At 68.9% G+C, this 13,480-nt stretch carries 15 protein-coding genes; 6 read left to right on the top strand and 9 right to left on the bottom strand.

The features are described from left to right. Positions 1-18: 18 nt before the first annotated feature. The gene (locus tag AB0M24_RS29715) at positions 19-987 is read right to left on the bottom strand and encodes a thiamine-phosphate kinase (RefSeq protein WP_363775043.1); all 969 of its coding nucleotides are present in this window, start codon (positions 985-987) and stop codon (positions 19-21) included. 97 nt (positions 988-1,084) lie between these two features. Here AB0M24_RS29715 and AB0M24_RS29710 point away from each other — a divergent pair, with 97 nt between their 5' ends. Next, positions 1,085-1,318 carry an Lrp/AsnC ligand binding domain-containing protein gene (locus AB0M24_RS29710; protein WP_030467939.1) on the top strand — a complete coding sequence of 78 codons (234 nt, stop codon included), beginning with the start codon at positions 1,085-1,087 and terminating at the stop codon, positions 1,316-1,318. A 19-nt stretch (positions 1,319-1,337) separates the two neighbouring features. Next, complete coding sequence (locus AB0M24_RS29705; protein WP_363775040.1) at positions 1,338-1,898, top strand: DUF3515 domain-containing protein; 561 nt, start codon at positions 1,338-1,340, stop codon at positions 1,896-1,898. Here AB0M24_RS29705 and AB0M24_RS29700 read toward each other — a convergent pair. From AB0M24_RS29700 to AB0M24_RS29690, 3 genes are read right to left on the bottom strand one after another with little or no spacing between them, the layout of a single operon-like run. Beyond that, the gene (locus tag AB0M24_RS29700; RefSeq protein ID WP_363775037.1) at positions 1,895-2,944 is read right to left on the bottom strand and encodes a D-alanine--D-alanine ligase family protein; all 1,050 of its coding nucleotides are present in this window, start codon (positions 2,942-2,944) and stop codon (positions 1,895-1,897) included. The genes AB0M24_RS29705 and AB0M24_RS29700 overlap by 4 nt on opposite strands. A gap of 45 nt (positions 2,945-2,989) precedes the next feature. Further along, positions 2,990-3,436 carry an N-acetyltransferase gene (locus AB0M24_RS29695; RefSeq protein ID WP_363775034.1) on the bottom strand — a complete coding sequence of 149 codons (447 nt, stop codon included), beginning with the start codon at positions 3,434-3,436 and terminating at the stop codon, positions 2,990-2,992. Continuing rightward, a complete protein-coding gene (locus AB0M24_RS29690) occupies positions 3,433-4,797 on the bottom strand; it encodes a PLP-dependent aminotransferase family protein (protein ID WP_363775031.1) in 1,365 nt (454 codons plus the stop codon). The genes AB0M24_RS29695 and AB0M24_RS29690 overlap by 4 nt, the downstream gene beginning before the upstream one ends. A 67-nt stretch (positions 4,798-4,864) precedes the next feature. Here AB0M24_RS29690 and AB0M24_RS29685 point away from each other — a divergent pair, with 67 nt between their 5' ends. After that, positions 4,865-5,509 carry a pyridoxamine 5'-phosphate oxidase family protein gene (locus AB0M24_RS29685; RefSeq protein WP_363775028.1) on the top strand — a complete coding sequence of 215 codons (645 nt, stop codon included), beginning with the start codon at positions 4,865-4,867 and terminating at the stop codon, positions 5,507-5,509. Here the strand turns inward: AB0M24_RS29685 and AB0M24_RS29680 are convergent. The 4 genes from AB0M24_RS29680 to AB0M24_RS29665 form a co-directional block, all read right to left on the bottom strand. After that, positions 5,490-5,948, bottom strand: coding sequence for a cysteine dioxygenase family protein (locus AB0M24_RS29680; protein WP_363775025.1), 459 nt, complete (start codon positions 5,946-5,948; stop codon positions 5,490-5,492). The two genes, AB0M24_RS29685 and AB0M24_RS29680, sit on opposite strands and share 20 nt — an antisense overlap. Before the next feature lie 118 nt (positions 5,949-6,066). Continuing rightward, positions 6,067-7,134, bottom strand: a complete 1,068-nt coding sequence (locus AB0M24_RS29675; protein WP_363775022.1) for a cystathionine gamma-lyase — start codon at positions 7,132-7,134, stop codon at positions 6,067-6,069. Beyond that, a complete protein-coding gene (locus tag AB0M24_RS29670; protein WP_363775019.1) occupies positions 7,131-8,141 on the bottom strand; it encodes an NAD(P)H-dependent glycerol-3-phosphate dehydrogenase in 1,011 nt (336 codons plus the stop codon). The genes AB0M24_RS29675 and AB0M24_RS29670 overlap by 4 nt, the downstream gene beginning before the upstream one ends. 2 nt (positions 8,142-8,143) lie before the next feature. After that, positions 8,144-8,791, bottom strand: a complete 648-nt coding sequence (locus tag AB0M24_RS29665; RefSeq protein ID WP_363775090.1) for a lysophospholipid acyltransferase family protein — start codon at positions 8,789-8,791, stop codon at positions 8,144-8,146. Positions 8,792-9,094: 303 nt separating this feature from the next. Here AB0M24_RS29665 and cofC point away from each other — a divergent pair, with 303 nt between their 5' ends. From cofC to AB0M24_RS29650, 3 genes are all read left to right on the top strand, one after another. Continuing rightward, a complete protein-coding gene (cofC, locus tag AB0M24_RS29660) occupies positions 9,095-9,718 on the top strand; it encodes a 2-phospho-L-lactate guanylyltransferase (protein ID WP_363775016.1) in 624 nt (207 codons plus the stop codon). Positions 9,719-9,763: 45 nt separating this feature from the next. Then, positions 9,764-10,714 carry a hypothetical protein gene (locus AB0M24_RS29655; RefSeq protein ID WP_363775013.1) on the top strand — a complete coding sequence of 317 codons (951 nt, stop codon included), beginning with the start codon at positions 9,764-9,766 and terminating at the stop codon, positions 10,712-10,714. Between the two features lie 138 nt (positions 10,715-10,852). Beyond that, on the top strand, positions 10,853-11,989 hold the full coding sequence (locus AB0M24_RS29650) for an acyltransferase (protein ID WP_363775010.1): 1,137 nt from the start codon (positions 10,853-10,855) through the stop codon (positions 11,987-11,989). Here the strand turns inward: AB0M24_RS29650 and AB0M24_RS29645 are convergent. Further along, complete coding sequence (locus tag AB0M24_RS29645; protein WP_363775007.1) at positions 11,920-13,347, bottom strand: hypothetical protein; 1,428 nt, start codon at positions 13,345-13,347, stop codon at positions 11,920-11,922. The genes AB0M24_RS29650 and AB0M24_RS29645 overlap by 70 nt on opposite strands. Positions 13,348-13,480: the final 133 nt, after the last annotated feature.

Genomic DNA, 13,480 nt, shown 5'->3' with positions numbered 1-13,480 from the left:
AGTTCCACATCGACCAGTTTACGCGCGCCAGTGCTCCCAGCCAGGGGGTTTTTCGTAAACCCTGCCGTCGACCGTCACGCCCTCACCTGCGCGGACCGTGCCGATGGTCGTCCAGTTCTCCGGAACGGCCTTGGGACCGGGGAAGGTGGCCGCGAGAGCGTGATCTTCGCCTCCGGTCAGCGCCCAGTGCCGGGCGTCGCCGCCGAGCGCCGACGCCACGTCCAGCAGGCGGGGGTGCAACGGCAGCAACTCGGTGCGGATGTCGATCGCCACGCCTGACGAGTCCGCGATGTGGCCGAGGTCCTGCAACAGCCCGTCGGAGACGTCGATCATCGAAGTGGCCCCCGCCTCGGCGGCCTTCGGGCCTTCCTCGTACGGCGGCTCGGGCGTCCGCTGGGCGTTGACTATCCCGACCGGCGAACGGAAGCCGCGCCCGAGCACGGCGAGACCCGCGGCCGCCCAGCCGAGCCTTCCGGTGACCGCGACGACGTCACCGACGAGCGCGCCGGACCTCGTGATCGGCTCGAGTCCGTTCATGTCACCCATTGCGGTGATGGAGATCACCAACGTGGCGGAGCTGACCATGTCGCCGCCCACGATGCCCGCGCCGGCGTTCGCCGCCTCCTGCCAGAGGCCCGACATGATCCCCTGGACCGTCGCGGCGGGAGTGTCCGGCGGGCACGCGATCCCGACGAGCAGACCGGACGGCAACGCGCCCATCGCGACGACGTCGGCGAGGTTCACCGCGGCCGCTTTTCGGCCCACCTGCTCAGGACTGGACCAGTCGAGTCTGAAGTGGACACCCTCGACCAGCACGTCCATGGAAGCGACGACCCGCCCGTCCGGAACGGCGACGACAGCCGCGTCGTCCCCCGGCCCGAGGATGGTCGTCTCGGGTTGCGCCCGACCGGTCGTCACCCGGTGGATGAGATGGAACTCACCCACTTCGGCGACCGTCTCCGCGTCGCGCGGCGGCTCCGGACGCAAAGTTGCCTCCCAATCTGAGCATTCGGAACCCCAACTGGGGTACGTTGCGTGACACGTTCCTACCTCGACCCAACCTGTCGCGACGAAGGGGCACGCCGTGGTGCATGCATACATCCTCATCCAGACCGAGGTCGGCAAGGCCGCCGCAGTCGCCTCCGAGATTTCCGGGATCGCCGGGGTAGCAACCGCAGAAGACGTCACCGGTCCGTACGACGTCATCGTCCGCGCCGAAGCGGAGACCGTCGACCAGCTCGGCCAGCTCGTGGTCGCCCGCATCCAGAATGTGGAAGGCATCACTCGGACGCTGACCTGCCCGGTGGTGCATCTCTAGTCCGTGCTGTCATGAACGCGTGACACAGCAGGAAACCAAGCCGGCGCTGTCCCGGCCGTCGATCGTGGCGGTCGGACTCGCCGTGCTGCTCGTCGTCGGTTTCGCCGCGCTCGGTCTCGTGCTGAGCGGCAGGAACCAGACGGAGGACGTACCCGGTCGCACGGGTCCCCTCGCGCTGGTCACCATCGACGCACCGGACGCGGGTTCCGAGCTGTGCACGTCGTTGATCTCCAAGCTGCCCGCGGCGCTGCCGTCCGGGAAGGACACTCTGCCGCGCAGGGAGCTCGCCTCGCCCGCGCCGCCCGCGACGGTGGCCTGGGGTGACGCTCAGCACGACCCCGTGGTGCTGCGCTGCGGCCTGCCTCGGCCGAGCGAGCTGACCGCGACCTCGCAGCTGCGGGTGATCTCGGACGTGCAGTGGCTGCAGCTGCCCGGTTCCGGCACCTCGACGTGGGTGGTCGTGGACCGCGGCATCTACCTGGCGCTGACGGTGCCCGACGACGCGGGCACCGGTCCGCTCCAGGACGTCTCCACCGCGGTGCGAGACCTGCTGCCGAAGCAGCCGATCAAGACCTCTTAACGGAGGCCGGATCCGCGCGCGATCGCCGTCTCGATCAGGGTGGTCAGCAGCGCGCTGTACTCGATGCCGGTGGCCGCCCACGCCTTGGGGTACATGGAGATCGGTGTGAAGCCCGGCATGGTGTTGAGCTCGTTCACGATGAGCTCGTTGTCCTCGGTGAGGAAGAAGTCCACCCTGGACAGTCCCTGGCAGTCGAGAGCCTTGAACGCGGCGACCGCCATCTCCCGCAGCCCTGCTGCGATGTCGTCGTCGAGCTTCGCCGGGATGTCGGCCTCGTAGGAGTCGTCGACGTACTTGGCCTCGAAGTCGTACCACTCGACGCGCTCACCGACCGGGCGCAGCTCGCATGGCAGCGAGGCCTCGACGCGGCCGTCCGGGAACTCCAGCACGGCGAGCTCGATCTCGCGCATGTTCGGCACGGCGGCCTCGATGATGACCTTCGGGTCGTGCTGGCGTGCCTCGAAGATCGCGGCGTCGAGGTCGGCCCAGTCGTTCACCTTCGAGATGCCGACGGACGACCCGGCGCGCGACGGCTTCACGAACACAGGCAGGCCGAGGTGCTCGCGCTCGTCCAGCGTCAGGGTCGTCGCGGAACGGTCGAGGGCGACGAACTTGCCGACCGGCAGACCTTCCGCCTGCAGGATCTTCTTGGCGAAGACCTTGTCCATGGCGGCGGCGCTGGCGAACACACCCGGACCGACGTACGGGAGGCCGCCCAGCTCGAGCAGGCCCTGGATCGTGCCGTCCTCACCCCACGCGCCGTGCAGCAGTGGGAAGACGACGTCCACGTCCTTGAGCGCCACGCCGGGCTCGACGGCGACGACCGATGCGTTGCGCAGCGTCGGGAGGTTGCCGGTGCCCGCCTCCAGCGCGTTCGGGTCCGTGCCGAGTGCCCACTGCCCCTGCGGTGTGATGCCGACCGGCACCACGTCGAAGCGGTCCGCGTCCAGGTGGGGAAGGACGCTCTTGGCGGACTGGCAGGAGACCTCGTGCTCGGAGCTGCGGCCGCCGAACACCACGGCCACCCTCGTCTTGCGCTGCGTCATGGGGCCCGACCCTACCCGTTTGGGCGATTGCCCCTACCGACCAGTTCACGCACGGCTGGCATATCGAACCTCGGGGAAGATCCAGTCCCTCTCCAGCCACGCGGAAACCGCGTCGTAGAGCGCCTTGTCCAGGTCAGCGCGGTCCGCACGCACCCAGGAGTGCACCTGCGCCGCCGCGTGGTCGTCGCGCGCCGGGTAGATGTAGACGCAGCCGATCACCTCGTCGCCGTCGAGCACCGAATAGGTGAACCCGGAACGCTGGGTGAAGTCGTCCGCGTGCCTGCGCAGATCCGCCAGGTTGCGGTCCAGCGACATGCCCTCCGCCGGCGGCCAGGTCCAGGTGTCGAAGCCGGGCGTCGAGCGGATGTGCTCGATGCTGGTCGTCCACGCCTGGTGGTCGCGCTCGTTGTGGTGCGGGCCGAGGGGTTCCAGGCGGAAGGACTCGGTGGTCAGTCCGCGGGGGACGTCGAAGTCGTCGGGTACGAAGGTCATCGGGTGAGCAACTCCGTGAGGACGGGCAACGCGCTGATCAGCTGTTCGCGCGAGCAGGCTGAGTAACCAATGGCAAGACCGTGGAACTTGGGCCGGTTGACGTAGTGCCGCCCGAGGCCGTCCACGCGCAGGCCGCGTTCCAGCGCGAGCCGCATGACCTCGCGCTCCTGCTCCGCACTCGGCAGCAGCACGACGACGTGGGCGCCCGCGTCGTCGCCGATCATCCTGATCCCGGCCGAGGCGAACGTGTCGACGATCAACGCGCGGCGCTCGGACAGTTCGCGTCGCAGTTTGCGCAGGTGGCGGCCCAGGTCTCCGGTGCGGGCGAGCTCGACGACGACCCGTTGGCCCGCCGCGGCCGGGCCGGTGCCGGTGAGGTCGCGGTGCTCCAGGATCGTCGTGGCGATGTGCTCGGGCGCGACCATCCAGCCCGCGCCGAGGGTCGGCGTGAGGATCTTGCTCGTGGTGCCGAGGTGGACGACGACGTCCGGGGCCAACGCCGCGAGAGAGGGCAACGGCGCCACGTCGTACCTCAGCTCGCCGTCGTAGTCGTCCTCGATGACCAGCCAACCGTCGCGGCGCGCGCGTTCGACCAACGCGACCCTCCGACCGGCCGACATGCGGCCACCCAGCGGGTACTGGTGGGCGGGCGAGCAGTAGACCGCCTTCACGCCGGGTGGAACGGCCTCGGGCAGCAGGCCTTCGGCGTCGACGGCGGCTTGGACGACCTTCAGCCCGTTGGCGCGAAAGACTCCCACGGCGCGTTGGTAGCCCGGTTCCTCCACGGCCACGGCGTCGCCGCGCTGCAACACCGCGACCGCGATCTCGGTCAGCACCGCCGTGGTGCCGCCGGTCGCGAGCACGGGGTCGGCGTTGACGGCCAGGCCGCGGTGGCGCAGCAGGTGCTCGGCGATGACCTCGCGGTACTCGGGCAGGCCCGCGCGTTCGGGACGGGACAGCGGCGCCACGTCGGCGGCTCCCCGCCAGGCACGACGCCAGGCCGCGCGGTCGAGGCCGCCTGCCCAGGGCGCGCCGGTGCCGAGGTCGACGAAATCGGTGATGGCGGGCGCGACGGTCTTGCGCGAACGTTTGCGCAACGGGCCGGGCGGGGTCGTGGTGACATAGGTGCCGGAGCCGTGCCGGCCCGCGATCCAGCCTTCCGCGTGCAGCTGGTCGTAGGCGGCGGCGGTGACCGTGCGCGAGACTCCGAGCGACTCCGCGAGCGCGCGCGTGGACGGCAGCCGGTCGCCCGCGCGCAGCCGTCCCTCTGACGCAGCGGAACGAAGCGCGTCGGCCAGCTGGACGGCGAGCGGTTCGGCGGACTCGCGGTCCAACGCGACGGGAAGCGCGGTCTCAGCCAAAGCGGCCTTCTCAAATCGGCGAATAATGGCGCTTCAATGATGCCACTTCAGCGCTCACAGTAGGAGCATGACCTCCGACCTGCAGCTCTCCCCCACGCCTCGCAGCACCGTCGTCCGCGGCAAGAAGCGAGCCGTCGAAGACCGCCAGGTGCTCTACGACATCCTCGACGCCGGGCTGGTCTGCCATCTCGCCGTGGAGGTCGACGGGGCGCCGTTCCTGATCCCCACCGCGTACGGGCGGGACGGCAACCGCATCTTCCTGCACGGGTCGACGGGATCACGGTCCATCAGGAGCATGCTCGAAGGCAAGCGGGTTTGCGTCGCGGTCACTCTGGTCGACGGCGTCGTCTACGCGCGGTCGGTGTTCCACCACTCGATGAACTACCGGTCGGCGATCATCCACGCCACCGCGAAGATCGCCGAGGACCCGCAGCACGCGCTGAAGGTCATCGTCGAGCACGTCACGCCCGGCAGCTGGGACTACGCGCGCGAACCGTCCAAGAAGGAGCTCGCGCAGACCGCCGCGCTGGAGATCGACCTCACCGAGGCGAGCGTCAAGGTGCGCAACGGCGGGCCGGGCGAGGAGCCGTCAGACCTCGAAGCGAACCTCGTGTGGGGCGGGCACATGCCGCTCATCACGTCGTGGGGCGCGCCGGTGCCGCACGAGACGGACAAGGCGATCCCGCCGCACGTCAGCGAACGGGGCCGTTGACCGGGTCGTAGCGGTACGGGTTCATCGCGCGGGTGCCGTGGCGGTAGACGTGGATCGACACGGCCGGGTCGACGCCGTCGTTGCGCACCTGGTGCACGTAGCCGGGGCCCCACACGCGCGACTGGCCGGCGTGCAGCGAGTGCACGACCTGGATCCGAGTCGTCACGACCTCGGTCAGCAGGCCGCTGACCACGGTGAACGCGCCGGAGGTGTGGTCGTGGTCGTGCAGCGACGCGGTCTGGCCGGGGAGCCAGCTCATCAGCCAGATCTCCTGGTCGTCGGTCTTGTCGACCAACGTCGAGAAGCGCTCTTCCGGGTCGTAGCGGAGCAGGTGCTTCCAGCGGTCGCGGTCGGCTGCCCACGCCAAGGCAACCCGGACGGGGTGCAGCAGGCGGGTGTTCTCAGGCAGAACGAGGCTGTTCTCAGGAACGGCGAACATCGGGAAAAAGGGTCCTTACCGGGCGAGTCGCGAAAGAGGACGCGGGACTATCGCCAGGTACAACAGCAACACGTGTTGAAGGACATGACGCAGAGGGTCCCGGAACCGGGACCCTCTGTCAAACCAGGCCCAAAGCTTGGGACACGTCCGCGACCAGGTCTCGAGTGTCCTCACAGCCCGCGCTGAAGCGGACCAGCCCCTCGGGCACCGGGTCGCCGAACTGCGCGCGCCGGTCCGCCGTGGAGTGCAGGCCGCCGAACGACGTGGCCGCCGACACGACCTTCAGGCGTGCCAGGAACTCGTCCACCGCGGCCTTGTCCGCGAGCTCGAACGTCAGCACCCCGTTGAACCGCCGCATCTGCTGCGCCGCGACGAGGTACGCGGGATCTTCCGGAGCGCCAGGCCAGCGCAGCCCGTCCACGCGTCCCTTGAGCAGTTCGTAGATCGCGGCGGCGTTCTCCGCCTGCCGTGCGAGCCTCAAGTCCAAAGTGGCCAGTCCGCGCAACGCGAGCCAGGTCTCGAACGGACCGGGAATCGCCCCGTTCGACGTGCGCAGCTCGCGCACCCGAGCGGCGATCTCGGGCGACGACACCGTCACGTGTCCGAAAAGGACGTCGCTGTGCCCGGACACCGCCTTGGAGTCCGACGCCACCACGATGTCCGCGCCGAGCTCCAGCGGCCGCTGCCCGAGCGGGGTCGCCGTCGTGTTGTCCACGGCCAGCAACGCGCCCGCCGCGTGCGCTTCCTCGGCGAGGGCGGCGATGTCGCAGACGTCGAGACCAGGGTTCGACGGCGTCTCCAGCAGCACCAGCCGCACGCCCTCGAAGGACGGGTACGGCCCTGCCGTGGGCACCTCGACGACCTTGACGTCCATTTCGGACACCACCTGCCGGGTCAGGAAGTACCCGTCCGACGGCACAACCAGAGTGTCCCCAGTGGACAGCACCGACCGCAGCAACGTCATCAGCGCGGCCATGCCGGACGGGAAGATGACGCACTCCCCGCCCTCCAACGACCCCAGCGCCTGTTCCAGCGCACGCCAGGTCGGGTTGCCGACACGACCGTAGAAGTCGTCGCCGCCCAGGTGGTACGCGGACGCGAACACCGGCTGGGCACCGAACGGCTCACCCGGCTTGCCCGCAACCGAATGCACCACACGGGTGCCGTCGCCATAGGAGTCGTTCACTGGCGCTCGTGCTTCCTGTCTCGTCCGAGCAGCGCGGCACCGAGGTCGCGCACGCTCAGCCCGTCGTGGCAGACCCCGTTCACGCCTTCGGTGATCGGCATGTCGACGTCGTTCGCCCGCGCCAGCTCCAGGATCGACGAGCACGACTTCACGCCCTCGGCGACCTGTCCGTGCGCGGCCTCCTGCGCCTGCGCGAGAGTGTCGCCCTTGCCGAGCCGTTCACCGAAGGACCGGTTGCGCGACAACGGCGACGCACAGGTCGCCACGAGGTCGCCCAGACCCGCCAGGCCCGCGAACGTCAGCGGGTCCGCACCCAGTGCCGCACCAAGACGTGCGGTCTCGGCCAGGCCACGCGTGATGATCGACGCCATCGTGTTGTCGCCGTAGCCCATGCCCGCCGCCATGCCGCACGCCAGCGCGATGACGTTCTTGCACGCCCCGCCCAGCTCGCAGCCCACGACGTCGGTGTTGGTGTACGGGCGGAAGTACGAGTTCGAGCACGCGTGCTGCAGGTCGACCGCGCGGTCGTGGTCCGTGCACGCGATGACGGTCGCGGTCGGCTGCCCGACGGCGATCTCCTTGGCCAGGTTCGGCCCGGACACCACGGCCACCTGCGACTCGTCGACGCCGGCGACCTCGCGGATCACCTCGCTCATCCGCTTCAACGTGCCGAGCTCGACGCCCTTGGACAGCGACACCAAGGTCGCGTCGGAAGGCAGCAGCTCCTTCCACGCCGACAGGTTCACCCGCAACGTCTGCGACGGCACGGCGAGCACGACGGCGTCCGCACCGTCGAGCGCCTTCGCCGGGTCGGCCGTGGCCGTCAGGTTGGCGGGCAACGAGATGCCGGGCAGGTAGTCGGCGTTCACACGGGTCTCGGTGATCGCCGACGCGACCTCCTGCCGCCGCGCCCACAGCACGACCTCGGGACCGGAGTCCGCGATGACCTTCGCGAACGTCGTGCCCCACGAACCGGCGCCGAGCACCGCAACGCGTTCGATCGCCATGTTCAGGCCTTCCTCGGTCCGTAGAAGCCTTCGGGGGCCTTCTGCTCGCGAATTCCGGCCAGGTGATCCTTGACCTGGTTCATCAGCAGATCGGTGACCTCGCGCAGCAACGGGAGCGTCTCCTCCTTGCCGCGGTACGCGGAGAGGTCGACCGGCTCACCGACGAAGTGGGTGATCGTCTTGCGCGGAAACGGCCGGAACTTCTTCTGGTAGTGGTTGTAGAGGTCGAGCGTGCCCCAGCGGGCGACCGGGATGACCGGGCCGTCGTGCTGCAGGGCCAGCCGCGCCACGCCGGTGCGGGAGTTCGCCGGCCAGCCGTCGGGATCCTTGGTGATCGTGCCCTCCGGGTAGATCACCACCACCTGGCCGGTCTCCAACGCCTCGTGCGCCGCGCGCAGGCTCTGCTGCGCGTCCGTGGTGCCCCGGTAGACCGGGATCTGCTTCGCACCTTTCAGGATCGCGCCCATGATCGGCACGTTCCACAGGCTGTGCTTGGCGAGGAAGTGCGGCACCCGGTCGTTGCGGTGCACGAACACCGCGTCGTAGCACGGGTCGAGGTGCGAGATGTGGTTCATGACGAGCAGCGCCGACCCCTGGCGCGGGATGCGGTCGCCGTGCAGGATCCGATGCCTGCCCAGCACGAACGACATGGGGTAGACGATCGCCGCGGCGACCCCGACCCAGAAGCCGCCCTTCTCCTTGGCCACGTGGACCTCTCCTCACTCCCTGACCTGCAAGTACTGCGCCCATGAGCACAGTAGTGCCCCGACCACAATCCTTGCCCCTCGCTTCCGGCGCCCAGCAGGGCACCTCGTGATGTCGACCCCCGCCCCCCATATGTCCAATATGGCGGGCGGGGGTCGACATCACGATGCACCCGTCTGACCGGCGAAATCGAGGGGCAAGGGTTAGTGGTCGACGCACTAGTCCGTCTGATCGTGGACTATGACGAGGTGAGGGATGAAGTCGACCTCGTCGTACCGGTCAAAACGCTCGACAGGGCAAAGACACGGCTGACCAGCGCGACCGGCGGAGATCCGGTGTCGCACGCGGCACTGGCGCTCGCGCTCGCCCTGGACACGGTGAGTGCGGCGATCGCGACACCGGGCGTCCGGCGCGTGGTCACGATCACATCGGACCCGGCCGTCGCCGCCGAGATGGCCGCGCTCGGAGTCGAGTCCGTGCCCGAGCCGCCGGAGCCCGGACTCAACGAGGCGCTCAGGCACGGCGCGCGCACGCTGCGTTCCGATCGCATCGGCGCGCTCCAGGCCGACCTGCCGGCGCTCAGGTCCGACGAGCTCCAGGCCGCACTCGAAGCGGCAGGTGCGAGGCGGGCGTTCGTCCCCGATCGACAGGGCACCGGCACGACGTTGCTCCTCGCCGCACCCAGTCGTGAGCTCGACCCGCGGTTCGGCGTCGGCTCCGCGGGCCACCACCGGAACTCCGGTGCGATCGCACTGTTCGGGCCGTGGCCGTCGCTGCGCTGTGACGTGGACACAGAAGAAGATCTGCGTCTCGCGTCGATGCTCGGCCTCGGCACGCACACCGCGAACGCCTTGCCCGCCTGGACAACCTGAGCGATCCACACGCGTCCTCCAGGGTGATCACACCCTGGGGAGCAGATGCGCACTTTGGTCGCGTTGGCGGCGATCACCGTCATTTCCGGCTGCACCGTCGCGTTGCAGGACGACGCGTTGCCCGACTACACAGCGCCGAGCAAGCTCGTGTCGTGCGCGGTCGGCCTGCCGGAGCAGTGGAAGGACGAGCTGGCCCGCAACCGGACGGAGGCGGGGTCGCACGAACGCATCACGATCGTCGGCGCCAACGAGAACACCGACACGACACTGGTGCGCACGAAGCGCAACCAGACCACCGAGCTGGTGCTGCGCGACAACGCCAAGCGCCAGCAGGTGATGGCGGTGCAGGACCAGCAGATCTCCGGTGTCGAGTTCGACGGCCGCTGGGTGACGTTCTCCACCGGTGCGGACGAGACGTACGCGTGGGATGCGCGCAACGACGGCGCGCCCGTGCAGATCGGTCGCAACGGTGCCGTGGTGCGCAACGGCAAAGCGGCCTGGTCGGACGGCAAATCGGTACACGTCTACGACCTCGCCAAGAAGAAGGACAGGGTCGTCGGCCAAGGCACGAAACCGGACTTCTTCGGCGACACGGTCATCTGGCTGCAGAACGGGAAGTTCGTGTCTGAGGCAGCGCTGCCCGAGCCGTTGCGGAAGGTGCAGGCGAGCGGGAACGTCGCGTCGGACGGTCGCACGCTGGTGTGGACACAGGGCGAGGACACGTTGCACGGCTGGCGCGCGGACTGGACGGAACCGCGCGAACTGGCCGAGATAAAGAAGGTGCCGAAGACCGAGGGGATCACGGCTCCGCGCGTGAGCGGCGACTTCGTGTCGTGGCGCTCGGAGTCCGGGTACGTCACGGACATCCGCAGCGGGGCGACCATGCACACCACCGAGGGAGCGCTCGAGGTCCACGGTGGCGCGCTCACGCTGGAGGACGGGCGGATCGCGGCCTCGGCTCCCCTGTCGACACTTTCGCCGCTGCCCAACTGTTAAGAGCGTGACGAACGCCACGAACATGTAGTCCCGGGCCACGCAACGGGGAACCCACGCGCCTTCACGTCCGTATCCCCCGATGCACACGGCGTATCCCCCGACGCCGTTCCCCGACGCTCGGCCCAGAGGTGTACCTGCATGACTTCGTTGACGCACGCCGACTACCTGGCGATGCGCCGCTTTCCCGCTCTTGACGGCCTGCGCGCCCTCGCCGCCGTGATGGTCGTGTTCTTCCACTACGGCGGCCCCGACTGGTTGCAGGGCTGGGCCGGTGTCCAGATGTTCTTCGTCATCAGCGGGTTCCTCATCACCACGCTGATGCTGCGCGAGGAGAACCGCACCGGCCGGATCTCGCTCAAGGAGTTCTACCTGCGGCGGGGTTTCCGGATTCTGCCCGTGTACCTGGTGGTTCTGCTCGTCACCGCGGTCGGCTCCGCGCTGTTCGGCAAGTTCGTCAGCAACGGCATCGGTCCCGCGTTGAAGTACTTCCTGACCTTCACCAACGAGTTCGCCGGCGGCAGCCCGTACGACCAGTCGTGGACGCTGGGCATCGAGCAGAAGTTCTACCTGGTCTGGCCCTTGGTGGCGGTCGCGCTCGGCACCGTCGTGCTCAAGCGCCGCGCCGGTGCGGCCGTCCTCTTCATGCTGCTCGGGCTCGTGCTGGTGAACTTCACGGTGGCGCAGCGCAACCCCGGCTGGCCGTTGCACTACTTCTCGATCCTGACCGGTGTCCTGCTGGCCATCGCCCTGCACAGCAGGCGTGGTTTCGCGGTGCTGCGGCCCCTGACGAACCCGGTCGCGCAGGTGATCGTCTCAATCGGATTCATCGGTGTGCACCTGAGCCTGAAGCCCGTCTGCGACTTCCTCAACGGGATCAACGGAATCCAAGGCCACGTGCTGGTCATCCCCATGTACGCGCCCGCGACGGCGCTGCTGCTCGCCGCGCTGCTCTCACCGGGGCTCGTGAGGTCGTCGCTGTCCACGAAGCCGATGCAGTTCGTGGGTGAGCGCTCGTACTCGCTCTACCTCGTGCAGACGATCGCCGCGACGGTCATCTGGTTCTTCTGGCCCTCGCTGTCCGGCATCGGGCAGGCCGTCGCCGTCACCGCGGTGGGACTGGCGCTGGCGAGCGCTCTCTACGTGACCGTGGAGATCCCGATGATCGAGCACGGTCGTCGAGTGATCGCCCGCCAGCGCGCGAAGGCTCAGCAGCAGGAGCCGGCGCCGCAGTCCGAGTCCTCGCGGCCCGCGATCATCGGGCACGCCCAGCCGTAGACGGGGTTCGGGGCGAGCGGCAGGGGTTCCCGGTCGCTCTCCCGCACCTGTTCCTTCGCGTACTGCGTCGTGAGCGTCACCGGAGTTCCGCTCGCCTGCGCGTCGAAGGCGCCCTTCTCCAGGTCCAGGATCTCGACGCCCCGGACGAGGTCGGCGACGAAAACGGTGTTGCGGTGCCAGTACGGCGCCCACGAGGTCGCCGCGTCCGGTCGCCAGTACCCGATCTGGATCGGCTTGGCCGGGTTGGAGATGTCGAGCAGGCGGGTGCCCTGGTTGTACCAGGAGTAGGCGACTATCCGCTTCTGCACGTCGAAGTAGTGCGCCGAGCACGTGACGTTGCCGGGAATCGTGCCCTCCTGGTCGTCCGGGCTCCAGATGCCGACGGTCTTCATCTCCTTGGGAGTCTCGCCCCAGCCCTCACCGTTGTGCGTGCCCTGCAGCGAGGAGATGACGAACCGGCCCTCGGTCTTGCACGTGGACGAGCCGAACGCCTCCTCGGTGTGCAGCAGCAGTGAGCCGGCCGGGTTCTCCGGCGTGGGACGGGGTCCGTCGGTCAGCGTGCGGCCGACAGGGCGGAACGAGTTGTGCGTGAACGAGGTCGGCATGTCCGCCTTCGGCACGGTGCCACCCGCGTACGCGACCGGGTCCCAGGCCTTCGCCTCGCGGTACTTGCCGCTCAACGGGTCGCGGTGCCAGCCCTGCGTGTAGTAGCCGCGGGTGCCGTCGTCACCGGCGACCCACGCGATGCCCTGCGCGTCGACCTGGACGTCGTGCGTGATCTTGCCCTGGCCCGGTTTGCCGCGGACGTCGACCGAGACCGGGAGCTCCTTCGGCGTCTTCGGATCGCGGATGTCGGTGACGAAGATCCGCCCGGTCTTGGCGTCCGACCGGTCGAGCCCCGCGGTCCAGAGGAACTGGCAGTCGTTGACGCAGGTGCTGGTGTGGCCGGTGTTCTGCCGGTGGAAGCTGAGCACCTTGAGGTCGGCGGGGTCCACAGCGGACACGATGTAGTTGCCGGTCGGGCGGTCACCCGGCAGCGCGCGTCCGAACGAGTTCACTTCGCGCGCCAGGAACGCGAGCTTGCGCTTCGGGTCGACGTTGATGTCCTCGTTCTCCCAGAAGCGCTTCGTCGGGTCGTCGCCCGGCAGCGCCATCTCGGCCTTGGTGAGGTGGTCGAGGAGCTTGGGTTGGTCCAGATCGGTGACGTCGAACGTCTTCAGCCCGGTCTCCATGCTGACGAACGCCACGTCGCGCGGCCCGTACTGGGCGAACGCGATGGAGATGGCCCGTTCGGTGCCGGGCAGTGCGGCCTTCAGGCGCACGTTCTTCGCTGCCGCCTGGAGGCGTGGTTTGTCCACTACGGGAGTCTTGGGTTCGGCCGCCGCAGCCGAAGCCATTCCTGCCGTGGTGAAGGCCAACAGGGTCGCCGCGGTCAATGTGGCAATAACCTTCATGGCCTCGACCCTGGCAGCGCTGCAAATGAGACGTGTA

Source organism: Lentzea sp. NPDC051838, assembly GCF_040681245.1.
In the GTDB taxonomy this organism is placed as follows: Bacteria; Actinomycetota; Actinomycetes; order Mycobacteriales; family Pseudonocardiaceae; genus Lentzea.
The sequence above is the reverse complement of the archived record's forward strand: the minus strand, read 5'-3'. Positions and strand labels throughout refer to the sequence as shown.